At 55.5% G+C, this 25,914-nt stretch carries 23 protein-coding genes; 15 read left to right on the top strand and 8 right to left on the bottom strand.

Annotated elements, in window-relative coordinates; all coding sequences use genetic code 11:
• Positions 1-99: 99 nt before the first annotated feature.
• The 7 genes from lepA (at position 100) to acpS (ending at position 6,580) form a co-directional block, all read left to right on the top strand.
• Complete coding sequence (gene lepA, locus GTGU_RS11930) at positions 100-1,899, top strand: translation elongation factor 4 (protein WP_038157204.1); 1,800 nt, start codon at positions 100-102, stop codon at positions 1,897-1,899.
• Positions 1,900-1,914: 15 nt separating this feature from the next.
• Positions 1,915-2,889, top strand: a complete 975-nt coding sequence (gene lepB, locus GTGU_RS11925; RefSeq protein WP_038157169.1) for a signal peptidase I — start codon at positions 1,915-1,917, stop codon at positions 2,887-2,889.
• A 235-nt stretch (positions 2,890-3,124) separates the two neighbouring features.
• Complete coding sequence (gene rnc / locus GTGU_RS11920; protein WP_038157166.1) at positions 3,125-3,805, top strand: ribonuclease III; 681 nt, start codon at positions 3,125-3,127, stop codon at positions 3,803-3,805.
• The gene (gene era, locus GTGU_RS11915; RefSeq protein ID WP_038157163.1) at positions 3,802-4,707 is read left to right on the top strand and encodes a GTPase Era; all 906 of its coding nucleotides are present in this window, start codon (positions 3,802-3,804) and stop codon (positions 4,705-4,707) included. The genes rnc and era overlap by 4 nt, the downstream gene beginning before the upstream one ends.
• Positions 4,708-4,727: 20 nt before the next feature.
• Positions 4,728-5,435, top strand: coding sequence for a DNA repair protein RecO (gene recO / locus GTGU_RS11910; RefSeq protein ID WP_038157248.1), 708 nt, complete (start codon positions 4,728-4,730; stop codon positions 5,433-5,435).
• A 33-nt stretch (positions 5,436-5,468) separates the two neighbouring features.
• Complete coding sequence (gene pdxJ, locus GTGU_RS11905; RefSeq protein WP_038157160.1) at positions 5,469-6,200, top strand: pyridoxine 5'-phosphate synthase; 732 nt, start codon at positions 5,469-5,471, stop codon at positions 6,198-6,200.
• Positions 6,200-6,580 (top strand): holo-ACP synthase, encoded by a 381-nt coding sequence (gene acpS / locus GTGU_RS11900; RefSeq protein WP_038157157.1) that lies wholly within the window; start codon positions 6,200-6,202, stop codon positions 6,578-6,580. Before pdxJ ends, acpS begins: the two co-directional genes overlap by 1 nt.
• Before the next feature lies 1 nt (position 6,581).
• Here the strand turns inward: acpS and GTGU_RS11895 are convergent, their stop codons facing one another.
• Positions 6,582-6,842: a YfhL family 4Fe-4S dicluster ferredoxin gene (locus tag GTGU_RS11895; RefSeq protein WP_038157154.1), complete on the bottom strand. Its 261-nt coding sequence runs from the start codon at positions 6,840-6,842 to the stop codon at positions 6,582-6,584.
• Between the two features lie 56 nt (positions 6,843-6,898).
• Complete coding sequence (locus GTGU_RS11890) at positions 6,899-7,747, bottom strand: MurR/RpiR family transcriptional regulator (RefSeq protein WP_038157153.1); 849 nt, start codon at positions 7,745-7,747, stop codon at positions 6,899-6,901.
• A 231-nt stretch (positions 7,748-7,978) separates the two neighbouring features.
• Between GTGU_RS11890 and yfhb the strand changes: the two genes are divergently transcribed.
• Together yfhb and tadA are read left to right on the top strand one after the other, a co-directional pair.
• Entirely contained in the window at positions 7,979-8,614 is a 636-nt protein-coding gene (gene yfhb, locus GTGU_RS11885; protein ID WP_038157150.1) for a phosphatidylglycerophosphatase C, read from the top strand.
• Positions 8,615-8,657: 43 nt separating this feature from the next.
• Positions 8,658-9,185 carry a tRNA adenosine(34) deaminase TadA gene (tadA, locus tag GTGU_RS11880; RefSeq protein WP_072011965.1) on the top strand — a complete coding sequence of 176 codons (528 nt, stop codon included), beginning with the start codon at positions 8,658-8,660 and terminating at the stop codon, positions 9,183-9,185.
• Here the strand turns inward: tadA and mltF are convergent.
• On the bottom strand, positions 9,182-10,732 hold the full coding sequence (gene mltF, locus GTGU_RS11875; protein WP_038157144.1) for a membrane-bound lytic murein transglycosylase MltF: 1,551 nt from the start codon (positions 10,730-10,732) through the stop codon (positions 9,182-9,184). The genes tadA and mltF overlap by 4 nt on opposite strands.
• A gap of 256 nt (positions 10,733-10,988) precedes the next feature.
• Here mltF and purL point away from each other — a divergent pair, with 256 nt between their 5' ends.
• From purL to glnB, 5 genes are all read left to right on the top strand, one after another.
• Positions 10,989-14,876 (top strand): phosphoribosylformylglycinamidine synthase, encoded by a 3,888-nt coding sequence (gene purL, locus GTGU_RS11870; protein WP_038157142.1) that lies wholly within the window; start codon positions 10,989-10,991, stop codon positions 14,874-14,876.
• A 569-nt stretch (positions 14,877-15,445) separates the two neighbouring features.
• Positions 15,446-16,882 (top strand): two component system sensor histidine kinase QseE/GlrK, encoded by a 1,437-nt coding sequence (qseE, locus tag GTGU_RS11865; protein WP_038157140.1) that lies wholly within the window; start codon positions 15,446-15,448, stop codon positions 16,880-16,882.
• A gap of 17 nt (positions 16,883-16,899) precedes the next feature.
• On the top strand, positions 16,900-17,631 hold the full coding sequence (gene qseG, locus GTGU_RS11860) for a two-component system QseEF-associated lipoprotein QseG (RefSeq protein ID WP_038157138.1): 732 nt from the start codon (positions 16,900-16,902) through the stop codon (positions 17,629-17,631).
• The gene (gene glrR, locus GTGU_RS11855) at positions 17,628-18,965 is read left to right on the top strand and encodes a two-component system response regulator GlrR (protein WP_038157136.1); all 1,338 of its coding nucleotides are present in this window, start codon (positions 17,628-17,630) and stop codon (positions 18,963-18,965) included. Before qseG ends, glrR begins: the two co-directional genes overlap by 4 nt.
• Before the next feature lie 77 nt (positions 18,966-19,042).
• Positions 19,043-19,381 (top strand): nitrogen regulatory protein P-II, encoded by a 339-nt coding sequence (glnB, locus tag GTGU_RS11850; RefSeq protein WP_002438074.1) that lies wholly within the window; start codon positions 19,043-19,045, stop codon positions 19,379-19,381.
• Between the two features lie 48 nt (positions 19,382-19,429).
• On the opposite strand, the gene hmpA is transcribed toward glnB, so the two are convergent.
• Positions 19,430-20,608: an NO-inducible flavohemoprotein gene (gene hmpA / locus GTGU_RS11845; RefSeq protein ID WP_038157133.1), complete on the bottom strand. Its 1,179-nt coding sequence runs from the start codon at positions 20,606-20,608 to the stop codon at positions 19,430-19,432.
• Positions 20,609-20,911: 303 nt separating this feature from the next.
• Between hmpA and glyA the strand changes: the two genes are divergently transcribed.
• Complete coding sequence (glyA, locus tag GTGU_RS11840) at positions 20,912-22,165, top strand: serine hydroxymethyltransferase (RefSeq protein ID WP_038157130.1); 1,254 nt, start codon at positions 20,912-20,914, stop codon at positions 22,163-22,165.
• A gap of 44 nt (positions 22,166-22,209) precedes the next feature.
• Here the strand turns inward: glyA and GTGU_RS11835 are convergent, their stop codons facing one another.
• The 4 genes from GTGU_RS11835 to GTGU_RS11820 all read right to left on the bottom strand — a co-directional run bounded on the left by GTGU_RS11835 (position 22,210) and on the right by GTGU_RS11820 (position 25,914).
• Complete coding sequence (locus GTGU_RS11835; protein WP_038157127.1) at positions 22,210-22,632, bottom strand: DoxX family protein; 423 nt, start codon at positions 22,630-22,632, stop codon at positions 22,210-22,212.
• Between the two features lie 78 nt (positions 22,633-22,710).
• Positions 22,711-23,310: a KpsF/GutQ family sugar-phosphate isomerase gene (locus tag GTGU_RS11830; protein ID WP_038157124.1), complete on the bottom strand. Its 600-nt coding sequence runs from the start codon at positions 23,308-23,310 to the stop codon at positions 22,711-22,713.
• Positions 23,307-24,944 carry an FGGY-family carbohydrate kinase gene (locus tag GTGU_RS11825; RefSeq protein WP_038157122.1) on the bottom strand — a complete coding sequence of 546 codons (1,638 nt, stop codon included), beginning with the start codon at positions 24,942-24,944 and terminating at the stop codon, positions 23,307-23,309. The genes GTGU_RS11830 and GTGU_RS11825 overlap by 4 nt, the downstream gene beginning before the upstream one ends.
• 16 nt (positions 24,945-24,960) lie before the next feature.
• The gene (locus tag GTGU_RS11820) at positions 24,961-25,914 is read right to left on the bottom strand and encodes an ABC transporter permease (protein WP_038157119.1); all 954 of its coding nucleotides are present in this window, start codon (positions 25,912-25,914) and stop codon (positions 24,961-24,963) included.

The following is a 25,914-nucleotide window of genomic DNA, read 5'->3' as shown; positions in this document are numbered from 1 at the left end:
TTGTGGTGATGTAGTGTAGAATGCGGCGTTTTCGAACGACACAACGTCAGGCACAGAACAGCGGCCTCCAGGTATTCGTAAGGCATAATTAATTAATATATGAAGAACATACGTAACTTTTCGATCATTGCTCATATCGACCACGGTAAGTCGACGTTGTCTGACCGCATTATCCAGATTTGCGGTGGCCTTTCTGATCGTGAAATGGAGGCGCAGGTTCTCGACTCCATGGACCTGGAGCGTGAGCGCGGCATTACGATTAAAGCGCAAAGCGTGACGCTCGATTACAAAGCCTCCGATGGCGAAACTTATCAACTGAACTTTATCGATACCCCAGGCCATGTTGACTTTTCCTATGAAGTCTCACGTTCTCTGGCGGCGTGCGAAGGCGCGCTGCTGGTGGTAGACGCCGGGCAGGGTGTGGAAGCCCAGACGCTGGCGAACTGCTATACCGCCATTGAAATGGATCTGGAAGTGGTTCCGGTCCTGAACAAAATTGATTTGCCTGCCGCTGACCCAGAGCGCGTGGCGGAAGAGATTGAAGATATCGTTGGTATCGACGCCACCGACGCGGTGCGCTGCTCGGCGAAAACCGGAGTCGGCGTTCAGGATGTGCTGGAACGCCTGGTGCGTGATATCCCGGCACCAGAAGGGGATGAAAACGCGCCGCTGCAAGCCCTGATCATCGACTCCTGGTTCGATAACTACCTTGGCGTTGTTTCTCTGGTGCGTGTTAAGAACGGCACCCTGCGCAAGGGCGACAAAATTAAGGTGATGAGTACCGGTCAGGTCTACAACGCTGATCGTCTTGGCATCTTTACGCCGAAGCAGGTTGACCGGACCGAACTAAAGTGTGGCGAGGTGGGCTGGCTGGTTTGCGCGATTAAAGACATTCTCGGCGCCCCGGTGGGGGATACCCTGACGCAATCGCGTAATCCTGCCGATAAGGCCTTACCTGGCTTTAAAAAAGTGAAGCCGCAGGTGTATGCCGGTCTGTTCCCGGTCAGCTCAGATGACTACGAAGCTTTCCGTGATGCGCTTGGTAAACTGAGCCTGAACGATGCATCTTTGTTCTACGAGCCGGAAAGTTCTACAGCGCTGGGCTTTGGTTTCCGCTGCGGCTTCCTCGGTCTGCTGCATATGGAGATCATCCAGGAGCGTCTGGAACGTGAATACGATCTGGATCTGATCACCACCGCGCCGACAGTAGTGTACGAAGTTCAGATGACCAACAAAGAAGTGGTGTACGTCGACAGCCCGTCCAAACTGCCGCCGCTGAACAACATTGATGAGTTACGCGAACCTATCGCTGAGTGTCATATGCTGCTGCCGCAGGAGTATCTGGGCAACGTCATTACTCTCTGCGTGGAAAAACGTGGTGTGCAGACCAACATGGTTTATCACGGCAATCAGGTCGCACTGACTTATGAAATCCCGATGGCGGAAGTGGTGCTCGATTTCTTTGACCGCCTGAAGTCAACTTCCCGCGGCTATGCGTCGCTGGACTACAACTTCAAACGCTTCCAGGCCTCCAACATGGTGCGCGTGGACGTGCTGATCAACGGCGAGCGCGTCGATGCGCTGGCACTGATCACCCATAACGATAACGCGCCGTACCGCGGCCGTGAACTGGTTGAGAAGATGAAAGAGCTGATCCCGCGTCAGCAATTTGACATTGCTATCCAGGCGGCAATCGGTAACCACATTATTGCGCGCTCTACCGTAAAACAGTTGCGTAAAAACGTACTGGCAAAATGTTACGGTGGCGACGTGAGCCGTAAGAAAAAGCTGCTGCAGAAACAGAAAGAAGGTAAGAAGCGAATGAAGCAGGTCGGTAACGTTGAGCTGCCGCAGGAAGCATTCCTCGCCATTCTACATGTCGGTAAAGACGGTAAATAACCCTAAGGAGTTGGCATGGCGAACAAGTTTGCCGTAATCCTGGTGATCGCAACCCTGATAACAGGATTGCTGTGGTGCCTGGATAAGTTCTTTTTCGCAGCAAAACGTCGTGAGCGCCAGGCTGCGGCACAAGCGGCGACGGGCGATCAACTGGATAAAAAAACGCTGAAGAAAGTCGGTCCGAAACCGGGCTGGCTGGAAACCGGTGCATCGATTTTCCCGGTGCTGGCTATCGTGCTGGTGGTGCGTTCTTTTATCTATGAACCGTTCCAGATCCCATCAGGTTCGATGATGCCAACGCTGTTGATTGGCGATTTTATCCTCGTGGAGAAATTCGCGTATGGCATTAAAGATCCGATTTACCAGAACACGCTGATCGAAACTGGTCATCCGAAACGCGGCGATATCGTGGTCTTTAAATACCCGAAAGAGCCGAGCCTGGACTATATCAAACGCGCTGTGGGTCTGCCGGGCGATAAAGTCACGTATGATCCGGTAGCGAAAGAGGTCACTATCCAGCCAGGTTGTAGCTCCGGTCAGGCGTGCGGCAATGCGCTGCCGGTGACCTACTCTAACGTCGAGCCGAGTGATTTCGTGCAGACCTTCGCCCGTCGTAACGGCGGTGAAGCGACCAGCGGTTTCTGGGAATTGCCAAAAGGCGAAAGCAAAGAAAACGGTATTCGTCTGACGGAGCGTAAAGAGACGCTTGGCGAAGTGACTCACCGTATTCTGACCGTGCCGATCGCACAGGATCAACTGGGCATGTATTACCAGCAGGCTGGCCAGCCGCTGGCAACCTGGATTGTGCCGCCCGGACAGTACTTCATGATGGGCGACAATCGCGACAACAGCGCCGATAGCCGCTACTGGGGATTTGTCCCTGAAGCGAACCTCGTTGGCCGTGCCGTGGGGATCTGGATGAGCTTCGAAAAACAAGAAGGTGAATGGCCGACAGGTGTGCGTCTGAGCCGAATTGGCGGCATCCATTAATTCTTTTTCTCCCCCTCCGTTCATGTTGTCGCCAGGCGATGGCGGCAACATGAATTATTTAAGATATAAATCGGTTCTGACTAACGACTTCCTTTCACGTTGTGTATAGAATATTCCCCCGAAAGTTTTGGTTGTCTCCTGCAAGGGAGCCACGGCACACGAAACCGCGTTGGTGATGCTTTTTCAGGTCGGTTTCGTGTGCTGAATTGTTGACGCATTCATTTATTGGTAACGCATGAACCCCATCGTAATTAATCGGCTTCAACGGAAGCTGGGCTACACTTTTCATCATCAGGAGCTGTTGCAACAGGCATTAACCCACCGCAGTGCCAGCAGCAAACACAATGAACGTCTGGAATTTCTGGGCGATTCAATTTTAAGTTATGTGATTGCCAACGCGCTCTATCACCGCTTCCCTCGGGTTGACGAAGGTGACATGAGCCGTATGCGCGCCACGCTGGTTCGCGGTAATACGCTGGCGGAAATCGCTCGCGAATTTGAACTGGGTGAGTGTCTGCGTCTTGGGCCTGGCGAATTGAAAAGCGGTGGTTTTCGTCGCGAATCTATTCTTGCCGATACGGTCGAAGCGCTGATTGGTGGTGTCTTCCTCGACAGCGATATTCAGAATGTCGAGAAGCTGATCCTCTCCTGGTATCAGACGCGACTGGACGAAATCAGTCCGGGTGATAAGCAAAAAGATCCGAAAACGCGTCTGCAGGAATATTTGCAGGGGCGTCATCTGCCGTTGCCTACCTATCTGGTGGTGCAGGTGCGTGGCGAAGCCCACGATCAGGAATTTACTATCCACTGCCAGGTCAGCGGCCTGAGCGAACCGGTGGTCGGCACAGGTTCCAGCCGTCGCAAGGCTGAGCAGGCCGCCGCCGAACAGGCGCTGAAGAAACTGGAGCTGGAATGAGCGAAGAAAAAACTTACTGCGGATTTATCGCCATCGTCGGTCGTCCGAACGTTGGCAAATCCACACTGCTGAATAATCTGCTCGGGCAGAAGATCTCCATCACTTCCCGCAAAGCGCAGACCACCCGTCACCGCATCGTCGGTATTCATACGGAAGGGGCGTATCAGGCGATTTATGTCGATACCCCGGGTCTGCACATGGAAGAGAAGCGCGCGATTAACCGCCTGATGAACAAAGCGGCGAGCAGCTCCATCGGTGATGTTGAACTGGTGATTTTCGTGGTTGAAGGCACCCGCTGGACGCCGGATGACGAAATGGTGCTGAATAAGCTGCGCGAAGGCAAAGCGCCGGTCATCCTCGCGGTCAACAAAGTCGACAACGTGCAGGAAAAAGCCGATCTGCTGCCACATCTGCAGTTCCTCGGCAGCCAGATGAACTTCCTTGATATCGTGCCAATCTCAGCTGAAACCGGGCTGAATGTGGATACCGTCGCGGGTATCGTGCGTAAGCATCTGCCGGAAGCTGTCCACCATTTCCCGGAAGACTACATCACCGATCGTTCCCAGCGCTTTATGGCGTCTGAAATCATCCGTGAGAAGCTGATGCGCTTCCTTGGTGCCGAGCTGCCGTATTCTGTGACTGTTGAAATTGAGCGTTTCCAGACTAACGAACGCGGCGGGTATGACATCAACGGGCTGATCCTCGTTGAGCGTGAAGGGCAGAAGAAGATGGTGATTGGCAACAAAGGCGCCAAAATCAAAACCATCGGCATCGAAGCCCGCAAAGATATGCAGGAGATGTTCGAGGCACCGATTCACCTGGAACTGTGGGTGAAGGTGAAATCCGGCTGGGCCGACGACGAACGCGCACTGCGTAGTCTTGGCTATGTAGACGATCTCTGAGAGTAACATACTCTATGGAAGTGGATGGGTGGCAACGCGCTTTTGTCCTCCATAGCCGTCCCTGGAGCGAAACCAGCCTGATGCTGGACGTCTTCACGGAAGAGTCTGGCCGCGTGCGCCTGGTCGCCAAAGGCGCACGTTCTAAACGCTCTAATCTTAAGGGTGCCCTGCAACCCTTTACGCCTCTGCTGGTCCGTTTTGGCGGGCGTGGCGATGTCAAAACGTTACGCAACGCAGAAGCCGTCTCGCTGGCGCTCCCTTTAAGTGGCATCGCGCTCTACAGCGGACTGTACGTCAACGAATTAATTGCCCGCGTGCTCGAACATGAGACCCGCTTCTCTGAACTGTTCTTTGATTACCTGCACTGTATCCAGTCGCTGGCGGGGGGGAGCGGTTCGCCCGAACCGACGCTGCGCCGCTTTGAACTGGCATTGCTTGGGCATCTGGGATACGGCGTCGATTTTCTACATTGTGCCGGGAGCGGTGAGCCTGTGGACGACACCATGACCTATCGTTACCGTGAAGAGAAGGGCTTTATTGCCAGCATGGTGATTGATAACAACACCTTTACCGGGCACCATCTCAAAGCGCTCGCCAGCCGCGAGTTTCCGGATGCCGATACGCTGCGAGCAGCGAAACGCTTTACCCGTATTGCGCTTAAACCCTACCTGGGGGGAAAGCCGCTCAAAAGCCGCGAGCTGTTCCGGCAGTTCATGCCGAAGCGGTGAGTGACACGAACGAAAATAATACCGAGGATTGTCATGGCTGAATTACTGTTAGGCGTCAACATTGATCATATTGCCACCCTGCGTAACGCGCGCGGAACGGCTTATCCGGATCCGGTACAGGCGGCATTTATTGCCGAGCAGGCCGGCGCGGATGGCATCACTGTGCATTTGCGCGAAGACCGACGCCACATTACCGATCGCGACGTTCGCCTCCTTCGTCAGACGCTGGATACACGCATGAACCTTGAAATGGCTGTCACCGACGAGATGGTGAAAATCGCCTGCGAAACGAAACCGCATTTCTGCTGCCTGGTGCCGGAAAAGCGTCAGGAAGTGACCACCGAAGGCGGGCTGGATGTCGCCGGGCAGCGCGAAAAAATGCGCGATGCCTGCCAGCGTCTGGCCGCCGCTGGTATTCAGGTTTCGCTATTTATTGATGCTGACGTCGAACAGATTAAAGCTGCTGTAGAAGTCGGCGCGCCGTACATTGAAATTCATACCGGTTGCTACGCGGACGCGAAAGACGACGCCACGCAGGCGCGTGAACTGGAACGTATCGCCAACGCCGCGACCTATGCCGCGAGCCTCGGACTGAAAGTCAACGCCGGGCACGGGCTGACCTACCACAACGTTAAACCGATCGCCGCGCTGCCGGAAATGCATGAGCTGAATATTGGTCATGCAATTATTGGTCGTGCCGTCATGTGTGGTCTGAAAGAGGCGGTAGCCGAAATGAAACGCCTGATGCTGGAAGCGCGCAAGTAATGGCTATTCTGGGCTTAGGAACAGATATCGTCGAAATCGCCCGTATCGAATCGGTGATCGCCCGCAGCGGCGATCGCCTGGCGCGGCGCGTGCTGAGCGATAACGAATGGGCCATTTGGGGATCGCATCAACAGCCGGTGCGTTTCCTGGCCAAACGTTTTGCTGTCAAAGAGGCAGCAGCGAAAGCGTTTGGTACCGGCATCCGTAATGGCCTGGCGTTCAACCAGTTCGAAGTCTACAACGATGCGCTGGGCAAGCCCCGGCTGCGTCTGTGGGGCGAAGCTAAAAACCTGGCGGAGAGTCTTGGCGTGGCAACTATTCACGTCACGCTGGCGGATGAACGCCACTACGCCTGTGCGACGGTGATCATCGAAAGTTAAGTCAGAGTTTATCGGCGTGATGCAACTGGACGAACTTGTCCCACAGTTGCTCTTCGGTTTCGACGTGTGCCGGATCTTTCAGGATGGTATTGGGAATGGGGCACACTTTCTGGCAGGTTGGCGTGTCGTAGTGACCGATGCACTCGGTGCAGCGATCGCTGTTAATCTCATAAATGCTATCACCCATCGAAATGGCCTCATTCGGACATTCCGGTTCGCACATATCGCAATTAATGCATTTTTTGGTGATTAACAGCGCCATCAGGAAATTCCAGGAAACAACACAAACAGGGCGGGCATTATACCCTCATTCCCTGTTCAGACCAGTTTTTTCACTAATGCTTCGCTGTGTCGAATACGTTCCGGCGCATGCTCCAGATCCTGTTGTACCAGCGCCATAAACAGCAAATCGGTCAGCATCATCTGCGCGCTGGTGGATGAAATCGCCGCGCTACGCGTTGCCTGCTCTTCGGCAATGGTATACAGGCAATGGCTGGCTTTCTGCTGCAGCGTGTTCGGTGAAAAGCCGGTGATGGCGAGGACTTTTGCCCCGACACGCAGCGCCTCTTCGGTCGCCAGATTGATTTCCCGGCGTTCGCCGGAATAGGAGATAGCCAGTAGCAGATCCTGCGGCTCCATGGCCTGCACGGTTGCCAGCAGTGCGTGCATATCCTGCTCGGCGACGGCATTGATGCCAATTTTCATCAGTTTCCAGCTGAAGTTGCGCGCCACCAGACCGGAAGCGCCAATGCCGGTCAGGATGATCCGCCGCGCATCGCGCAGCAGCGCCACGCTCTCCAGCAGCTTATCTTCCGCGTTTACATCCAGCGACGCGTGCATCGCCGCAATGTTATCTTTGATCAGTTTCTCGCCTACCAGACGCAGCGGATCATCGCCGCGGATCAGGTTATGAACTGGCACGGATTGCGGATGCGGATGGCTCGCCAGCGCCTCACTGAGCGCCAGCTTGAGTGCCGGAAAACCTTTAAAACCTAATTTTTGCGCGAACTTTACCACGCTGGACTGGCTGACACCGGCTTCCTTCGCCAGTTGCTGTGAGCTGAGATGGCGAGCCTCGTCGGGCTGAGCAAGAATAAAATCAGCCAGTTTTTTATCGCTCTGCGCCAGCCCAGGGTAGCGCTGGCGGATGCGGATTAAACAATTCATTAAGCCTGCCTGTCAGAATTTTTTATTCAATTATAGGGCATCAGGACGAATAACCGTGACCTTAAAAGCGCTTGATTTGTTGCGTTTTTAGGCTATTTATTATTTTAATCAACAGGATACGCTGTCTTTCCGGAGAGATAAAGCCTGATTACGACTGGTTTTCGGAAATGTGAGGTTATCTCTGTTAGGCTAAGGTTCAGGGTTGCCGGTGAATGTTATTCAGGAGTGAGTGTGGTTAGTCACGAGCGCCGAGTCGTTTTTTTTGATCTGGACGGAACGCTGCATCAGCAGGATCTGTTCGGCAGTTTTGTCCGTTATCTGTTGCGTCATCAGCCGCTGAATCTGCTGCTGGTGATCCCGGTGCTGCCGGTCGTGGCTGTTGCGCTGGGGATCAAAGGCCGTGCCGCACGCTGGCCGATGAGCCTGCTGCTGTGGGCCTGCACCTTTGGCCACAGCGAAAAAAGTTTGCGTGAGAAGGAAACCCGATTTGTCGCCTGGTTTCGCGAAAATGTGACCACGTTTCCGGTGGTGCACGAGCGGTTGACGCAGTATCTCACCAGCTCAGATGCCGATGTGTGGCTGATTACCGGCTCGCCGCGATCGCTGGTGGAAAAAGTCTATTTCGACACGCTCTGGCTGCCGCGGGTGAATGTGATCGCCAGCCAGACAGAACGCCGCCACGGTGGCTGGGTATTAACCTTACGTTGTCTGGGCTATGAAAAGGTGGTGCAACTGGAGCGGAAAATCGGTTCGCCGTTGCGTCTGTACAGCGGCTACAGCGACAGCCATCAGGACAACCCGTTGCTCAGTTACTGTCAGCATCGCTGGCGCGTTACACCGCGTGGCGAGTTGCAGCAACTGGAATAGTGGGTAAATCAATAACGGCTGTGTATAATGCGCGCCCGCTGTCATTTCTGGAGTGCCCGACGTGTCCGACAACGAACACAACCATGAATACTGGATGCGCCATGCGTTGACGCTGGCTAAACGCGCCTGGGATGAAGGTGAAGTGCCAGTCGGCGCGGTGCTGGTGCACAACAATCAGGTCATCGGCGAGGGCTGGAATCGCCCGATTGGCCGTCACGATCCGACCGCGCATGCGGAAATCATGGCGCTACGACAGGGCGGGGCGGTGTTGCAAAACTATCGGCTGATCGACACCACGCTGTATGTCACGCTGGAACCGTGCGTGATGTGCGCAGGGGCGATGGTGCATAGTCGCATCGGGCAACTGGTGTTCGGCGCACGGGACGCCAAAACCGGCGCCGCCGGGTCGCTGATCGACGTGTTACATCATCCCGGCATGAATCATCGGGTCGACATTATCGAAGGGGTGTTGAGCGACGAATGCGCCGCCCTGTTAAGTGATTTTTTCCGTCACCGCCGGGCAGAGAAAAAAGCGCTGAAGAAAGCCGCCAGTGCGCAAGACGCCTCTTAATGACGCGGCACGTCGACCAGTAAGCGGGGCGTTTTAACCTGTAACGGTCCGCTGTGCTGACCCGGAAAAATTGATAAAAACGGCAGCACGCCCGTCCGCTTATTATTAAGCTCCTCCGGTGACACTGCCGGGTAATCCTGGGCAATTTGTACTGCCTGCGCCGCTTTCTTCTCTTTCTCCAGCAAATACCCCACCAGGCTTATCTGATATTTGCGAATGTTTTCCACATACGCATACGCTTCATGGCCGCGTGCGTAACCGTAGGTCAGTTTGCTGTAGTACGGCTTCTGGCTGAGCAACGGCAGGCGCTGCTTCACATCCGCCCAACTGTCAGGGTTGCCTTTCTGCTTCGCCGTCAGCGTCCGGGCGTCCAGCATATGCGCGTAGCCCATGTTGTAGGCCGCCAGCGCAAACCAGATCCGCTCCTCCTGCGGCACCGTTTCCGGCACCTTGCTCATCATGTCCTGCAGATAACGCATCCCGCCGCTGATGCTCTGCTCGGCGTCGGTCCTGTCCGTCAGGCCGAGACTCTGGGCGGTGTTTTTGGTCAGCATCATCAGACCGCGAACCCCGGTTGGCGAAGTGGCCAGCGGATCCCAGTGCGATTCCTGATAAGAGATGGCGGCCAGCAGACGCCAGTCGATCTCCTGGGCATATTTTTCAAACATCGGTTGCAGGTCAGGCAGAGTGCTGTCGACTGCGCGCAGAAAAGAGCGGGTATCGACATAATCAAAGTCTTCGCCGTGACCCAGATACTTCTCTTCCAGGCGGGCCAGCGTGCCGTCTTCATTAATATTATTAAAGAAGTCGAGCATCGCGGCTGACAGGGTATTGTCCTCGTCTTTCAGACTAAACCAGGTCACCGGCTGTTCATCCGTCACGTCAAGCGCAACGGCAAGTTCCGGGTGCACGCGCTGAAACAGGCTGATAGCTACCGAATCGGCGATGGTATAATTGATTTTACCTTCAATCACCTCTTCCATCAGCGCTACCGTGCCGCGCTTGTCATCCACCGTCCAGGAGAGGTTGGGGTACTTTTTTTCTTTCAGCGCCTGTAAATCGTTAATGGCGACATGCCCCGGCGCAATGGTTAGCTGTTGTGCGTTGAGATTTTCCAGCGAGCGCGGGCGAGGCGTCCCCACTTTGTAGACCAGTTGTTGTGACACGGAGTAGTAGATTGGCCCCGACTGGTAGTTTTTAACACGCTCGGTGTTATACACCAGCCCGGCAGCCAGCATATCGGCATCGTCGTTATCGAGATCATCAAACAGTTCGCTGATGTTCTGGCGAACAGTAACTGTCAGCTTCACGCCAAGATAATTCGCGAACTGCTGTGCCAGCTCATAATCCAGACCGATAGTTTTATTATTAATATTGCTCCAGGTCAGCGGCGAGGCGATAGTGCTGACGCGCAGCTCACCCCGCGACTGAATCGCCGCGATGCGATTATCGGCTTTACCGAACCAGGGAATAGATGGCCAAAGGGCCGCTGCCAGCAGCAGAGCAACAACGCCGATAAGCAGATAATTAATCTTTAATTTTTTCAATTAGTTAATTCTCTGCGCTGAGTGAATGTCAGTCAGCAGTTACCATAATGATGTCAGGGAGATTGAGATATGTGAGCGGCATTTTGCTTAACAATGCGCCAGTTGGCAACTAATTAGAGAGATAAGTCACACCAATTGACAAAACGAAGCCACGATTTTATTTCGACGCAAACGGTTACGTCGCCGCCCAGGATCCTCTATAATGACGCCCGTTTTCCCCCCTTGCGTACACTGAAACCCAGAAGACGAGAGACTTATGATGGAAATTCTGCGAGGTTCGCCTGCACTGTCGGCATTTCGGATCAACAAATTGCTGACGCGCTTCCAGGCAGCCAACCTTCCGGTCAGCGATATCTACGCTGAATATGTTCATTTTGCCGAGCTGAGCGCGCCGCTCGCCGGTGAAGAACATGCCCGGCTTGAACGTCTGCTCAAGTATGGTCCGAGCCTGAGCAGCCATGCCCCCACCGGAAAACTGCTACTCGTCACACCTCGCCCCGGCACCATCTCCCCCTGGTCTTCCAAAGCCACCGACATCGCCCGTAACTGTGGATTATCGCAGGTGGTGCGTCTGGAACGCGGCGTTGCCTGGTATATCGAGGCGAGCACGCTAACCACGGAACAGTGGGACGCCGTTGCAGCAGAGCTGCACGATCGCATGATGGAGAGCGTGTTTACCTCTCTGGATGAGGCGGAAAAACTGTTTGCTCATCATCAGCCGGCACCGGTCACAGTGGTTGATCTGCTGGGGCAGGGGCGTCAGGCGCTGATCGACGCTAACCTGCGTCTCGGCCTCGCACTGGCGGATGACGAAATTGATTATCTGCAGGCCGCATTTGAAAAACTCGGTCGCAACCCGAACGACATCGAACTCTATATGTTCGCGCAGGCCAACTCTGAGCACTGCCGTCATAAAATCTTTAACGCCGACTGGGTGATCGACGGCGAACAGCAGCCTAAGTCGCTGTTCAAAATGATCAAAAACACCTTTGAGAAAACGCCGGATCACGTGCTGTCTGCTTATAAAGACAACGCGGCGGTGATGGAAGGCTCAGAGGTCGGACGCTTCTTTGCCGACCACAACGCCGGGCGCTACGACTTCCACCAGGAAGCGGCGCATATTCTGATGAAGGTCGAAACGCATAACCACCCGACGGCGATTTCACCATGGCCGGGCGCGGCAACCGGCTCCGGCGGCGAAATCCGTGATGAAGGTGCGACCGGTCGCGGCGCGAAACCGAAAGCCGGTCTGGTGGGTTTCTCCGTCTCTAACCTGCGTATTCCGGGCTTTGAACAGCCGTGGGAAGAAGATTTTGGTAAGCCGGATCGCATCGTGACCGCGCTGGATATCATGACGGAAGGTCCGCTGGGCGGCGCGGCATTCAACAACGAATTTGGTCGTCCGGCGCTGAACGGTTATTTCCGTACTTACGAAGAAAAAGTGAACAGCCACAACGGCGAAGAGCTGCGCGGTTATCACAAGCCGATCATGCTGGCAGGCGGTACTGGCAACATCCGTGCTGACCATGTGCAGAAAGGCGAGATTCCACCAGGTGCGAAACTGATTGTGCTGGGTGGCCCGGCGATGAATATTGGTCTCGGCGGCGGGGCGGCGTCATCCATGGCCTCGGGACAGTCTGATGCCGACCTCGATTTTGCCTCCGTTCAGCGTGACAACGCGGAAATGGAGCGCCGCTGCCAGGAGGTGATCGACCGCTGCTGGCAGATGGGCAATGACAACCCGATTCTGTTCATTCACGACGTCGGCGCAGGCGGCTTGTCGAACGCCATGCCGGAGCTGGTCAGCGATGGCGGTCGCGGCGGTCGCTTTGAACTGCGCGATATCCTGAGCGACGAGCCAGGCATGAGCCCGCTGGAAATCTGGTGTAACGAATCCCAGGAACGCTACGTGCTGGCAGTCGCCGCTGATCAACTGTCGCTGTTCGATACCCTGTGCCGCCGCGAACGTGCGCCGTATGCTGTGATTGGTGAAGCCACGCAAGAGCAGCATCTGACACTGAATGACCGTCATTTCGACAACCAGCCTATTGATATGCCGCTGGACGTGCTGCTCGGTAAAACGCCGAAGATGACCCGCAACGTCACGACACTCACCGCCAAAGGTAATGCGCTGAACCGTCAGGGGATTACCGTTGCCGATGCCGTGAACCGCGTTCTGCATCTTCCGGCAGTGGCTGAGAAAACCTTCCTCGTCACCATTGGCGACCGTACCGTCACCGGTATGGTGTCGCGCGATCAGATGGTTGGCCCGTGGCAGGTGCCGGTGGCGAACTGCGCGGTGACCACCGCCAGCCTCGACAGCTACTACGGCGAAGCGATGGCGCTGGGCGAACGTGCGCCGGTTGCGTTGCTCGATTTTGCCGCTTCAGCGCGTCTGGCTGTCGGCGAAGCGCTGACCAACATCGCAGCGACGCAGATTGGGGATATCAAACGCATCAAGCTTTCCGCTAACTGGATGGCGGCAGCAGGGCACCCGGGTGAAGACGCGGGTCTGTATGAAGCTGTCAAAGCGGTGGGCGAAGAATTGTGTCCGGCACTGGGGCTGACCATTCCGGTGGGTAAAGACTCAATGTCGATGAAAACCCGCTGGCAGGAAGGCAGCGAGCAGCGTGAAATGACATCGCCGTTGTCGCTGGTGATCACCGCGTTTGCCCGTGTGGAAGACGTGCGTCGTACCGTCACCCCGCAACTCTCCACGGACGATAACGCGTTGTTGCTTATCGATCTTGGCCAGGGCCGTAATGCACTTGGCGCGACGGCACTGGCGCAGGTGTATCGTCAGCTTGGCGACACGCCAGCCGATGTGCGTAATGTCGGGCAACTGAAAGGTTTCTACGATGCCATGCAGGCACTGGTTGCGCAGCGTAAGCTGCTGGCCTATCACGACCGTTCCGATGGCGGCCTGCTGGTGACGCTGGCGGAAATGGCCTTTACCGGTCACTGTGGCGTGCAGGTCGATATTACCGCGCTCGGCGAGGATCATCTGGCGGCGTTGTTTAACGAAGAGCTGGGTGCCGTGATTCAGGTTCGCGCCGCGGATCGGGACGCCGTTGAAGCGTTGCTGACGACGCACGGTCTCGGCGACTGCGTTCATTATCTCGGCCAGGCGGTGGTGGGGGATCGATTCATCATTGAAGCGGACGGTCAGCACGTTTACCACGAGAGCCGTTCGCAGCTTCGTCTGTGGTGGGCAGAAACCACCTGGCAGATGCAGCGCCTGCGTGATAACCCGGAATGTGCCGATCAGGAGCACAACGCGAAAGCCAACGATAACGATCCTGGCCTCAACGTGACGCTCAGCTTCGACATCGACGAGGATGTCGCGGCACCGTATATTGCCACCGGTGCGCGTCCGAAAGTGGCTGTACTGCGCGAGCAGGGCGTTAACTCTCACGTGGAAATGGCAGCGGCATTCCACCGCGCTGGTTTCGACGCCATCGACGTCCATATGAGCGATCTGCTGGCAGGGCGCATTGGGCTGGGCAATTTCCAGACGCTGGTAGCTTGTGGCGGTTTCTCATACGGTGATGTACTGGGCGCCGGTGAAGGCTGGGCGAAATCCATTCTCTTTAACAGCCGCGTTCGCGATGAGTTCGAAACCTTCTTCCACCGTCCGCAGACGCTGGCGCTGGGGGTGTGTAACGGCTGTCAGATGATGTCCAACCTGCGCGAGTTGATTCCAGGCAGTTCGCTGTGGCCACGTTTTGTGCGTAACCACTCTGATCGCTTTGAAGCGCGTTTCAGCCTGGTGGAAGTGACGCAAAGCCCGTCGCTGCTGTTGCAGGGCATGGTCGGTTCGCAGATGCCAATCGCCGTTTCGCACGGCGAAGGGCGCGTGGAAGTGCGTGATGACGCGCACTTGGCCTCTCTGGAAAGCAAAGGGCTGGTGGCGCTGCGCTACGTGGATAACTTCGGGAATGTCACCGAAACTTATCCGGCAAACCCGAATGGCTCGCCGAACGGGATTACGGCTGTCACCAGCGAAACCGGTCGCGTCACTATCATGATGCCGCACCCGGAACGTGTCGCCCGCACGGTATCGAACTCCTGGCACCCGGAGAACTGGGGCGAGGACAGCCCTTGGATGCGCATCTTCCGCAACGCGCGTAAACAGCTGGGTTAAACTCGGCTATAGCGATAGCGCCGGGCGGCACTGCGTTTGCCCGGCCTGTATTTTTTGTAGGCCCGGTCAGCGAAGCGCCACCGGGCTTTTTTATCTGTCGCGATATTGCGACAGCGCAGGATTATCAGTGTCTCCAAAAGGCGACATATAACCCATTGATTTATAATGGTGTTAATCAAATAGTATAATGCTGTTGCTGATCAGAGACACTCTGGTTAAAAGATGTACCAAATTAATGACCTGCTGGTTATCAATAAAATACATAAATATCATTATGTTAATAAATAGTTTTGCAGGCTGGCATGCTTAGTGCATAATAACTGGCAGTGGCTCATTCACTTTCTTATGTCAGCCCCTTCGGGACGTGCTACATAAACCTCGAATGACGCACAAACAGGTGCCTGCCGTCCAACTTCTGATATCAGCGTAGCTATATCAACCTCCGGGCGAAACGTCGAGTTAGGCACCGCCTTATTCCATGACAAAGCCGGGTTTTTACCCGGCTTTGTTGTATCTGTACCTCGTCCTCAGTTAACCTTCCAGCATACTTACCTGGTGAGACGAAATCATTGAAACGCTGGTCTCTTTTTCCCCGTTCGCTGCGTCAACTGGTGATGCTCTCTTTTTTGTTGATCCTGCTGCCGCTGCTGGTGCTGGCCTGGCAGGCGTGGCAGAGCCTGAATACCCTGAGTGCACAGGCGGCGCAAACGAACCGCACAACGCTGATTGACGCCCGCCGCAGCGAAGCGATGACCAATGTGGCGCTGGAGATGGAGCGCAGCTATCGTCAGTACTGCGTGCTGGATGACGCGACGCTGGCGAAGGTCTACCAGAGCCAGCGACGGCGCTATGCAGAGATGCTGGACGCGCACGCGGGTATTCTGCCGGACGACAAACTGTATCAGTCGCTGCGCGAGGATCTGGACGCGCTGGAAACCATCCAGTGTAAAAACAGCGGACCGGACGCGTCATCTGCAGCACGACTGGAAGCGTTCGCCAGCGCCAATACTGAAATGGTGCAGGCCACCCGCACGGTGGTTTTCTCGCGCGGGCAGCAGCTCCAGCACGCCATTGCCGAGCGCGGGCAATACTTTGGCTGGCAGGCGCTGGTGCTGTTTCTGGTAAGTCTGGTAATGGTACTGTTGTTCACCCGCATGATTATCGGCCCGGTGAAGGGCATTGAGCGGATGATCAACCGGCTGGGGGAAGGGCGCTCGCTGGGAAATACTGTCGTGTTCAAAGGGCCGCGTGAGCTGCGCTCGCTCGGGCAGCGTATCATCTGGCTGAGTGAGCGCCTTGCGTGGCTAGAATCGCAGCGTCATCAGTTTTTGCGCCATCTTTCCCATGAACTGAAAACGCCGCTCGCCAGTATGCGTGAAGGCACTGAGTTGCTGGCGGATCAGGTGGTTGGCACGCTGACGCCGGAACAAAAAGAGGTGGTCGACATTCTTGACGACAGCAGTCGCAACCTGCAAAAGCTGATTGAACAGTTGCTGGACTACAACCGCAAACTCGCTGACAGCGCGACGGAAATGGAATATGTCGACATCGCCTCGCTGGTGGAAATGGTGGTCTCTGCCCACAGTTTACCGGCACGGGCTAAAATGATGCATACCGAGGTGGCGCTCGATGCGCATGAATGTTATGCCGAACCGATGTTACTCATGAGCGTGCTGGATAATCTCTACTCTAATGCGGTGCACTACGGTGCTGAATCCGGTAACATTTATATTCGTAGCCGTACCCTGGGTGACAAGGTATGCATTGAGGTTGTGAATACGGGAACGCCAATACCTGAGGGCGAACGCGGGATGATTTTTGAACCGTTCTATCAGGGAAGCCATCAGCGTAAAGGGGCGGTAAAAGGGAGCGGGCTGGGATTAAGCATTGCCAGAGATTGCGTGCGCCGCATGCACGGCGAACTCAATCTTGTGGATGACAGCACGGGCGACATCTGTTTTCGCATCGAACTCCCTGCCTTCGGGCCGGAACACACTAACAAATAAATATCAGTCTGGTGAATATGTCCCATTTTTTAGCATCATTTGTTAACGCGGTGCGCTGGCGTCGCGTCATCTTCCCGGCGGTCTCCTGCCTGATGCTGGCTGGATGTTCGTCGGGCCTTATCCATCACACAGCTGGCGATAAAATAGACGAAAAACTACCACAGCAGCAGGTCGCTGATTTTCTGTCAACAGATTGTGCCGATATCTGGTCACTTACCGGTGAAGTGACTGACAAAAACCCGCTTTACTGGCTGCGCGGTATTGACTGCGCGGAGCGCTTAACGCCGGAACAGGCGCGTACCGAAGCCCGCATGCTCGACAGCGAGCGCTGGCAGGAGGCATTCAAACGCGGCATTTTGCTAGGCAATGCCAAAATTACCCCGGTCGAACGCCGGGAACTGCTGGCGCACATGGATGCTCAAAGCCGCCAGATCCCGACCCAGGTGCGTCCGTTGTTCGAGCTCTGGCGTGATGGACAGGCGCTACAATTACAGCTCTCTGACGAGCGTTCACGCTATGCGAAACTGCAGCAGACCAGCGACAGCGAACTGGATATTCTGCGCCAGCAACAACAACACCTGCGTTCGCAACTGGATCTCACCACACGCAAACTGGAGAACCTGACGGACATAGAACGTCAGCTTTCTACCCGCAAACCTGCCGGAAATTTCAATCCGGACGCCAGTCATGCAGGGGATAAGCCCCCGGCCACGAAGGATGACGTTTCGTCTGATGAGGATAAGCCATGATCACCCGCAAGCCTGCCCGCCTGTTACTGGTTGATGACGATCCCGGTCTGCTCAAGTTGCTTGGCATGCGGCTCAGCAGCGAAGGGTACAGCGTCGTTACCGCCGAAAGCGGTCAGGAAGGGTTGCGCGTGCTGGCGCGGGAAAAAATAGACCTGGTCATCAGCGATTTGCGGATGGACGAGATGGATGGCCTGCAGTTATTCGCCGAGATCCAGAAAGTCCAGCCAGGAATGCCAGTTATCATCCTTACTGCACATGGTTCGATACCGGAAGCGGTCAGTGCCACGCAGCAGGGCGTATTCAGTTTTCTCACCAAACCTGTCGACCGGGATGCGCTGTATAAAGCCATCGATGACGCACTGGAGCACTCGGCGCCCGCCGGTGACGACCAGTGGCGGGAATCTATCGTCACCCGTAGTCCGCTAATGCTGCGCCTGCTGGAGCAGGCCAGAATGGTGGCGCAATCGGATGTCAGTGTGTTGATCGTCGGTCAGAGCGGTACTGGTAAAGAGATTTTTGCTCAGGCGATCCACAACGCCAGCTCGCGCAACAGTAAACCGTTTATCGCCATTAACTGCGGTGCTTTGCCGGAGCAATTGCTGGAGTCGGAGCTGTTTGGCCATGCGCGCGGTGCCTTTACCGGGGCGGTCAGCAACCGTGAAGGGCTGTTCCAGGCGGCGGAAGGCGGCACACTGTTCCTTGATGAGATTGGCGACATGCCGATTTCGCTGCAGGTTAAATTGCTGCGCGTCCTTCAGGAACGCAAGGTGCGCCCGCTGGGCAGCAACCGGGATATCGACATCGACGTGCGCATTATCTCTGCCACGCACCGTGACCTGCCGAAAGCGATGGCGCGCGGTGAATTTCGTGAAGATCTGTTCTATCGACTGAATGTCGTGAACCTCAAGATCCCGGCGCTGGCCGAGCGCACGGAAGACATTCCGCTGCTGGCGAATCATTTGTTGCGCCAGTCGGCGGACAGACACAAGCCGTTTGTCCGCGCGTTTTCTACCGATGCGATGAAACGCCTGATGGCCGCGAGCTGGCCAGGCAACGTGCGTCAGCTGGTGAACGTGATTGAGCAGTGCGTGGCGCTGACTTCATCGCCGGTCATCAGCGACGCGCTGGTGGAGCAGGCGCTGGAAGGCGAAAATACCGCGTTGCCGACTTTTGTCGAGGCACGGAACCAGTTTGAGCTAAACTACCTGCGCAAGCTGTTACAAATCACCCGGGGCAACGTGACGCACGCGGCGCGCATGGCGGGTCGTAACCGTACGGAGTTCTACAAGTTATTGTCCCGCCACGAGCTGGACGCGAATGATTTTAAAGAGTAGCACCACAATTTCCCGACGAATTTTTCGACGATATGATACGGTAAGCAACCGGTTACGTGTTTAAAGACAGGAACACCATGAAAAAGATTGATGCGATTATTAAACCCTTCAAACTCGACGACGTGCGTGAAGCGCTGGCAGAAGTCGGTATCACCGGGATGACAGTTACGGAAGTCAAAGGCTTTGGCCGTCAGAAAGGGCATACAGAGCTGTATCGTGGCGCGGAGTACATGGTGGATTTCCTGCCGAAAGTAAAAATTGAAATCGTCGTGACCGACGACATCGTTGATACCTGTGTGGACACGATCATTCGTACAGCACAGACTGGCAAGATTGGCGATGGTAAGATTTTTGTCTTTGATGTGGCGCGTGTGGTACGTATCCGTACGGGCGAAGAAGACGACGCGGCAATCTGATAATAAAACGTCCCTTCACCGCGACGGGCGAGGGGACGTCATTCCTTCTTACAGCACTTTATGCGGACCAAAGCATTCGTAATGAATGTGGTCCTGATTCACACCCAACGTCACCAGCTGTTTCGCGGCGAACTGCATGAAACCGACCGGGCCGCAGAGATAAAACTGAGTCTGCGGATCGGTAAACTGACCTTCCAGCGCTGTTAAATCCATCATCCCTTCGCTGTCAAAACGGTCGCCTTCCTGCGGAATGCGATACCAGGTGTGGGCGCTGAAGTTGGGCAATTTGCTCCCGTGCGCCGTCACCTCATCGGCAAAAGCATGGACATTGCCATTCTCGGCGGCATGGAACCAGTTCACCCGCGCCTGATGGCCGTTTTGCGCCAGCGTATCCAGCATTGCCAGCATCGGCGTCTGACCCACACCTGCAGAAATTAGCGTCACCGGTGTTGTCGGCTCAACATTCATAAAGAAATCACCCGCGGGTGCTGCCAGATGCACCACGTCGCCAACACTGGCGCTGTTATGCAACCAGGAAGAAACCTGACCGCCATCTTCACGTTTTACGGCGATACGATAGCGTTTACCGTCCGGCTTGCGAGTAAGTGAGTACTGACGAATTTCCTGATGTGCAAACCCTTCCGGCTTCAGCCAGACGCCGAGATACTGCCCGGGCTGATAATCGGCTACTGGCTGGCCGTCTACCGGTTCGAACTCGAAACTGGTGATAAGCGCGCTGCGCGGAGTTTTGCTGACGATACGGAACGCGCGTGTACCTTCCCAGCCGCCCTGTTTACTGGCGTTGTGCTGATAAAGCTCCGCTTCACGGTTGATGAACACGCCTGCCAGCACGCCATAGGCTTTGCCCCACGCGTCGAGCACTTCCTGACCGGGGCTGAACATCTCATCAAGGGTCGCCAGCAGGTGGCTGCCAACAATGTTGTACTGCTCCGGTTTGATCTGGAAACTGGTGTGTTTCTGCGCGATTTTTTCCACGGCCGGTAACAGCGCCTCCAGATTTTCAAGGTTGCTGGCATAAGCCGCGATGGCATTGAACAGAGCTTCACGTTGGTCGCCATTACGCTGGTTGCTCATGTTGAAAATCTCTTTGAGCTCCGGGTTATGGGTGAACATGCGATCATAAAAATGGGCGGTAAGTTTAGGACCGGTTTCGACCAGCAGAGGGATGGTGGACTTAACCGTAGCGATGGTTTGAGCGTCGAGCATAGCAACTTCCTTTTAGGTGATTTTAATGATGTATTTTAAATGCATCTTATAAAAATGTCCCTACGTTGTAAATGGATCTTTGCTGCGTGAAAAATATGCATCACAAACCTGAAAAGAAATCCTTAAGTAATGAGAAGTGCTTTATTCCTCAACTCCTTGTCGCGTCACGACGTAATCGTTTGCGTAAATTACTTTGTCAAGACCTGTTATCGCACAACTAATCAGTTATACTGTGGGCCGTTGTCCAAACCGGACCCCTTTTTAGGGTTGAAAATTTATCGTTAGCTGAGTCAGGAGATGCGGATGTTAAAGCGTGAAATGAACATTGCCGATTATGATGCCGAACTGTGGCAGGCTATGGAGCAGGAAAAAGTACGTCAGGAAGAGCACATCGAACTGATCGCCTCCGAAAACTACACCAGCCCGCGCGTGATGCAGGCGCAGGGATCTCAGCTGACCAATAAATACGCGGAAGGATATCCGGGCAAGCGCTACTACGGCGGTTGCGAATATGTGGATATCGTTGAGCAACTGGCGATCGACCGTGCGAAAGCACTGTTCGGCGCTGACTACGCTAACGTCCAGCCGCACTCCGGCTCTCAGGCCAACTTCGCGGTTTACACTGCGTTGCTGCAACCGGGCGATACCGTCCTGGGTATGAACCTGGCGCAAGGCGGTCACCTGACGCACGGCTCTCCGGTTAACTTCTCTGGCAAACTGTATAACATCATTCCTTACGGTATTGATGAGACCGGTAAAATTGACTACGACGACATGGCGAAGCAGGCCAAAGAGCACAAACCGAAGATGATTATCGGTGGTTTCTCTGCTTACTCCGGTATCGTTGACTGGGCAAAAATGCGTGAAATCGCTGACAGCATCGGCGCATACCTGTTCGTCGATATGGCGCACGTCGCCGGTCTGATTGCCGCAGGCGTGTATCCGAACCCGGTTCCGCATGCGCACGTGGTGACTACCACGACCCACAAAACCCTGGCGGGTCCGCGCGGCGGCCTGATCCTGGCGAAAGGCGGCGACGAAGAGCTGTACAAGAAACTGAACTCCGCTGTGTTCCCAAGCGCACAGGGCGGCCCACTGATGCACGTTATCGCGGCGAAAGCCGTGGCGCTGAAAGAAGCAATGGAGCCAGAGTTCAAAGTCTACCAGCAGCAAGTAGCGAAAAACGCCAAAGCGATGGTGGAAGTGTTCCTGAAACGTGGCTACAAAGTGGTGTCTGGCGGCACTGAAAACCACCTGTTCTTGCTGGATCTGGTCGATAAAAACCTGACCGGTAAAGAAGCTGATGCCGCGCTGGGCCGCGCTAACATCACCGTGAACAAAAACAGCGTGCCGAACGATCCGAAGAGCCCGTTTGTGACCTCCGGTGTTCGTATCGGTTCCCCGGCTGTCACCCGCCGCGGTTTTAAAGAAGCGGAAGTGAAAGAGCTGGCAGGCTGGATGTGTGATGTGCTGGACAACATCAACGACGAAGCGACCATCGAGCGCATCAAAGGCAAAGTGCTGGATATCTGCGCCCGCTTCCCGGTTTACGCATAATCAGATGTCCGTAAAAAAGGCCGCGTCAGCGGCCTTTTCTGTTTCTAGCGTCGGTCGAGGGAAATCGCCCCCGGCCCGGTGATCGCCAGCAGGATAAACGCGCCGGCGATGCTCACATTTTTGTAGAAATTAATCATATTTGGCACCACGGCGTCACCGCTCATATCCCAGTAGTGGTGACCAATCACTGCCGTTCCCAGCGTGTAGAAGATAAAAATTACCGCCAGTGGACGAGTGAAAAAACCGAGCACGATAAGGATCGCCGCCGGGACTTCCATAATGATCGCGATAATCGCCGACAGCGTAGGCAACGGCGCACCGGAGCTCGCCATATACTGCACGGTACCGCTGAAACCGAGCATTTTCGGATAGCCGAAAATGATGAACAGCAGCACGATGGCGATGCGGGCAATCAACAGCAACAGATGACGTGACTGACCAAACTCAAAATAGCGAAGCGATTGCATGACAGTTCCCTCTTAAACAGGTGTGATTTAAACGTAATACACATTTTCCTGCTCTGCCATGCCGCTCACGGGTGAAGACTACTGCTCCTGGCGCAACGTTAACCCCACATCGCCCCCCGGATGAACCCCCAGCAGGGTCTCTTTCGAATAGCCACTCTCGTTCATCAGGCAGACGCAGGCGGCGTCGAAAATCGCCAGCACCAGCACAATCGAGGTGGTCGCCAGCATGTCGAGGGGATCGGCTTCGCGTTGCACGCCAGTGGAGATCACCAACCGTGAGGCCTGCGCTATCGCTGACGCCGGGTTTTCCGTCACGCTAATCACCGGTACGTTACGGCTCGCCAGCCCCGGCAGCAGGCGAGTCAACTCGTCGGAATTGCCGCCACGGGAAAGCAGGATCACTAAATCGTCGGCTCGCAGAAAACCGAGATCGCCATGGGCGGCATCGGTAGCGCTCAGGTAGATGGCCGGGCGCTCGACACAAGCGAACATATGGGCAATTTTGCGCGCCGCAATGCCAGAGGTGCCGACGCCGGTGACCACAATTTTGCCTTTGCAGCCACGCAGCTCCGCCATCAGTTGCTGCCAGACAGTCTCGTTCAGGTGCTGACCCAACCCGGCCAGCGCATTACTGTAGAGTTTCCACGTATCGGTGGCCTGTTGCCATGGGCTGGTCATGCGCCCTCCTGCATCAGCTGGCGGTATTTCATGTGGTCCTGATACATCTCATGGAATACCTGATATTTACGATCGTAATACTGTTTGATGCGATTGGTCTGCGGCGTCACCGTTTTACCGATACGACTCATGGCTGACATCGCTTCCGGGAAGGTATCGAAGACACCCGCCGCCACCGTGCCCATCATTGCGCCGCCGAGCAGCATGGCTTCGCTCTCTTCCGGTAACAACATGGCGCAGCCGGTCGCATTTGCATGCTCCTGCACGAAAATGGGGTTCTTGGTGCCACCGCCGCTCGCCATAATGGTATCAATGGCGTAACCGCTCTGATTCATGGTTTCGATGATATGCCGCGTGCCAAGAGCGATAGCCTGAATGGTCGCCAGGTAGTGCAGCGCCATATCTTCCGGGGTGCGTGACAGCTTAAGGCCAGTCATTGTGCCGGTCAGCGTCGGGTTGGCTCGCGGAGAGCGATTACCGTGGAAATAGGGCAGGATGTGGATATCGCGGGTAAGGAACGCGATATTCTCCGGCTCGCCGGCCATCTTCCGCAACAGCGTATTCAGCGCTTCATAAATGGTGTGTCCCTGGGTTTTGGCCTGCGCCAGTAGCGTCTCATAGCAGGGGTGTGACTGAATAATATGGTCGATTAGCGCGCCGGTTGCCGACTGCCCGCCTTCGTTGAGCCAGTAGTCTGGCAACACGGCAGAATAGTAGGGACCCCAGACGCCGCCAATAAATCGCGGCTGCCGGGAAATAGCCATATGCCCCGTTGAGGTGCCGCCAATCAGTGCAATACGGCGGTCGAAATCCGCCACATCGCCCGATACGCCGCTGGCGCCCAGCGTGCCAAGCGTGCCGGCGTGCGCATCAATAATCGACACGCTGACCGCCGTGCCGGGGATAAGCCCCATCTCGCTGGCGGCGCGCTGCGTCAGGCCGTGGCCGAGCGGCTCGCCCATGGTTTTCACATAACGACCAATTTTTTCCGCATCATGCTCCAGCAAATCTTCCAGTCCAATCTCGCGGAAGTAGCTGGCGTCCCATTTATCTTCGTGGCCCATATAGGTCCACTTACAGACGGTCGAGCACAACGAGCGCGTGTCGTCGTTAGTGGCGCGCCAGGTGAGGAAATCTGGCAGGTCAAAATAGTACCCGGCATTCGCCCAGGTGTTCGGCATATGCTGTTTCAGCCACAGCAGTTTTGGCGTCTGCATTTCCGGGGAGATAATCCCGCCGACGTAGTCCAGCACCCGGTGGTGCAGGGCGTTGATGCGGTCAGCCTGGGAGATGGCGCGGTGATCCATCCACACGATGATATTCTGCTCACTGCGCCCGGAAGGGCTGATGGTCAGCGGTTTGCCTTCTTTATCCAGTACCACCAGTGAACAGGTAGCGTCAAAGCCTAATCCTTTGACCTGAATCGGATTGATGTCAGCCTGATTGACCGCATCGCGTACCGCGTTACAGACCGCCTGCCAGATATTGTCCGAGGATTGTTCAACGAAATCAGCCTGCGGGCGATAAATCTCAATGGCCCGGCTCGCTTGTCCCACCATCCTGCCGTTCAGGTCAAACACGCCTGCGCGGGCGCTTCCGGTACCTACATCCACACCAATGAAGTAACTCGCCATAATTCTTCTCCTGAAATCAGGCTTTACGATTCTGTAATGCGATAAAGAGGATCAGCACCGCGCCCCAGAGCGCCATCGTCAGATAGCTGCTGATCCCCAGCAAATTGAAGCCGCTTTCCAGCATTTGCAGCACCACCAGCGCCAGTACCAGACCAATCACCCGGCCAAAACCCCCATCCGGGTTAATGCCGCCCAGTACGGACGCCAGAATGGTGACCAGCAGGTAAGATTCGCCGTAACCCGCTTTGGCAGAGTTAAACTTCGCCATCATCAGAATGGCGGCCGCCCAGCCCAGCAATGCAGAGATGATATACACGGAAATCTGTACCCGGATGGTGTTCACGCCGCTGTAGCGGGTGGCCTGCTCATTTGACCCTACGAGGTACAGGCTGCGCCCGAGGGTGGTATGCTCAAGCAGCACCCACAACAGCACCGCGACCAGAATAAACAGCAGCAGTGCTACAGGAATGCCCAGCACCATAGCGTTGCCAAAAAACTGAATCACCTCCGGGAAGCCGGAAATCACCGTCCCGTTGGAGAGCAAAATATTAAGCCCGGAAATCAGCGTCATGGTGCCGAGGGTGGCGAGGATCGGCGAGACGCCAACCCAGGCGATGAGCGCGCCGTTCAGCGTGCCGATGGCCACCGCCACCAGCAGACCCGCCAGCAGCGCCAGCCCAACAAACAGCGGGTTATCCGGGTGGCTGACAATCACCGCCGCCATCGCCAGTGAACAGGCGTTAGCGCTGGCAATGATCGACAGGTTAATGCCCCCGGTCAGCATGGTGATGCCCATCCCCAGCGCCAGCATGCCGAGAATCGGCAATTGCGAACTGATGGACTGGAAATTGGCGATGCTGAAAAAGCGACCGCCGAGCAGCAGAGAAAAGACCACCGCCACGACAATAATGATCACGCACTGCAGGCGGATGATGGCATCACCGGGTAAGCGTCTTGCGAATGCTTTCAT

Source organism: Trabulsiella guamensis ATCC 49490, assembly GCF_000734965.1.
In the GTDB taxonomy this organism is placed as follows: domain Bacteria; phylum Pseudomonadota; class Gammaproteobacteria; order Enterobacterales; family Enterobacteriaceae; genus Trabulsiella; species Trabulsiella guamensis.
Note: the sequence above shows the minus strand (reverse complement) of the source record. Positions and strands in the feature narration are given on the sequence as shown.

What these genes read in the sequence shown, in the direction of transcription:
- lepA (WP_038157204.1), top strand. Translation starts at nt 100, where the DNA reads ATGAAGAACATACGTAACTTTTCGATCATTGCTCATATCGACCACGGT.
- lepB (WP_038157169.1), top strand. Translation starts at nt 1,915, where the DNA reads ATGGCGAACAAGTTTGCCGTAATCCTGGTGATCGCAACCCTGATAACA.
- rnc (WP_038157166.1), top strand. Translation starts at nt 3,125, where the DNA reads ATGAACCCCATCGTAATTAATCGGCTTCAACGGAAGCTGGGCTACACT.
- era (WP_038157163.1), top strand. Translation starts at nt 3,802, where the DNA reads ATGAGCGAAGAAAAAACTTACTGCGGATTTATCGCCATCGTCGGTCGT.
- pdxJ (WP_038157160.1), top strand. Translation starts at nt 5,469, where the DNA reads ATGGCTGAATTACTGTTAGGCGTCAACATTGATCATATTGCCACCCTG.
- acpS (WP_038157157.1), top strand. Translation starts at nt 6,200, where the DNA reads ATGGCTATTCTGGGCTTAGGAACAGATATCGTCGAAATCGCCCGTATC.
- GTGU_RS11895 (WP_038157154.1), bottom strand. Translation starts at nt 6,842, where the DNA reads ATGGCGCTGTTAATCACCAAAAAATGCATTAATTGCGATATGTGCGAA.
- GTGU_RS11890 (WP_038157153.1), bottom strand. Translation starts at nt 7,747, where the DNA reads ATGAATTGTTTAATCCGCATCCGCCAGCGCTACCCTGGGCTGGCGCAG.
- purL (WP_038157142.1), top strand. Translation starts at nt 10,989, where the DNA reads ATGATGGAAATTCTGCGAGGTTCGCCTGCACTGTCGGCATTTCGGATC.
- qseG (WP_038157138.1), top strand. Translation starts at nt 16,900, where the DNA reads ATGTCCCATTTTTTAGCATCATTTGTTAACGCGGTGCGCTGGCGTCGC.
- glrR (WP_038157136.1), top strand. Translation starts at nt 17,628, where the DNA reads ATGATCACCCGCAAGCCTGCCCGCCTGTTACTGGTTGATGACGATCCC.
- glnB (WP_002438074.1), top strand. Translation starts at nt 19,043, where the DNA reads ATGAAAAAGATTGATGCGATTATTAAACCCTTCAAACTCGACGACGTG.
- hmpA (WP_038157133.1), bottom strand. Translation starts at nt 20,608, where the DNA reads ATGCTCGACGCTCAAACCATCGCTACGGTTAAGTCCACCATCCCTCTG.
- glyA (WP_038157130.1), top strand. Translation starts at nt 20,912, where the DNA reads ATGTTAAAGCGTGAAATGAACATTGCCGATTATGATGCCGAACTGTGG.
- GTGU_RS11835 (WP_038157127.1), bottom strand. Translation starts at nt 22,632, where the DNA reads ATGCAATCGCTTCGCTATTTTGAGTTTGGTCAGTCACGTCATCTGTTG.
- GTGU_RS11830 (WP_038157124.1), bottom strand. Translation starts at nt 23,310, where the DNA reads ATGACCAGCCCATGGCAACAGGCCACCGATACGTGGAAACTCTACAGT.
- GTGU_RS11825 (WP_038157122.1), bottom strand. Translation starts at nt 24,944, where the DNA reads ATGGCGAGTTACTTCATTGGTGTGGATGTAGGTACCGGAAGCGCCCGC.
- GTGU_RS11820 (WP_038157119.1), bottom strand. Translation starts at nt 25,914, where the DNA reads ATGAAAGCATTCGCAAGACGCTTACCCGGTGATGCCATCATCCGCCTG.